The sequence below is a fragment of the Streptomyces sp. NPDC008079 genome, assembly GCF_042957385.1.
Lineage (GTDB): Bacteria > Actinomycetota > Actinomycetes > Streptomycetales > Streptomycetaceae > Actinacidiphila.
This window is the reverse complement of sequence record NZ_JBIBIC010000052.1, coordinates 1-1,051: the sequence shown is the minus strand read 5'-3', so window position 1 is coordinate 1,051 and position 1,051 is coordinate 1. Positions and strand designations below refer to the sequence as shown.

At 69.0% G+C, this 1,051-nt stretch carries 1 protein-coding gene; it reads left to right on the top strand.

Translation table 11 applies throughout. The annotated features are described in order from the left end of the window. Positions 1-101 precede the first annotated feature (101 nt). Positions 102-1,051 (top strand): IS481 family transposase (locus ACFZAM_RS37195; protein WP_391053019.1); only part of this gene is annotated, 950 nt, incomplete at its 3' end.

Here is a 1,051-nt window from a genome sequence, read left to right as displayed (position 1 = left end):
TGTATTGATCACGAGCGTTGTTGACATGTGCCGGTGCTTGATCATGGCGAAGACCTCCGGTGTGGTGGAGCTGTCTAGGACTGCACCGCACGGAGGTCTTCGTGTCCCACCGTAATGCCCGGCTGACCGTTCACGGCAGACGGATCCTTGTCGAGCGTGTCCGCTCGGGCCGCCCGGTGGCGCATGTCGCCGCCGAGATGGGGATCTCGCGGACCACGGCCCATAAGTGGGTCAGGCGGTGGCGGGCCGAGGGCGAAGCCGGTCTGCACGACCGCTCCAGCCGGCCGCACAGGACACCGCACCGCACCCCGGCCGCGGTCGAGGCCCGCGTGTGCGAGCTGCGCCAGACCCGCAAGCTCGGGCCGGCCCGGATCGGCCCGGTCCTGGGCATGCCCGCCTCGACCGTGCACCGGGTCCTGGTCCGCCACGGCCTGAACCGCCTGGCATACATCGACCGGCCCACCGGCGACATCATCCGCCGCTACGAACGCGACCGCCCCGGCGAACTGATCCACATCGACGTCAAGAAACTCGGCCGGATCCCCGACGGCGGCGGCTGGCGCACCCGCGGCCGCCAGGCCACCCGGGCCGGGAAACCGGGTGCCGGCTTCGACTACATCCACTCCGCCGTCGACGACCACACACGCCTGGCCTACAGCGAAGTCCACCCCGACGAGAAAGCCGCCACCTGCGCAGACTTCCTCCGCCGCGCAGCAGCCTTCTTCGCCACCACCGGCATCACCCGCATCGAACGCGTCCTGACCGACAACGCCTGGTCCTACCGCAAAAGCGCCCTGTGGAAGCAGGCCCTGGCCGACCTCGGCGCGACCGGCAAACTCACCCGCGCCTACCGCCCGCAGACCAACGGCAAGGTCGAACGCTTCAACCGCACCCTGCTCGACGAATGGGCCTACCAACAGCCCTACACCACCAACGACCAGCGGACCGCAGCCCTGGCAGACTTCCTCCACACCTACAACCACCACCGCACCCACACCGCACTCGGCGGCCAGCCACCCATCACCCGCGTCAACAACCCTCCAGGTCAATA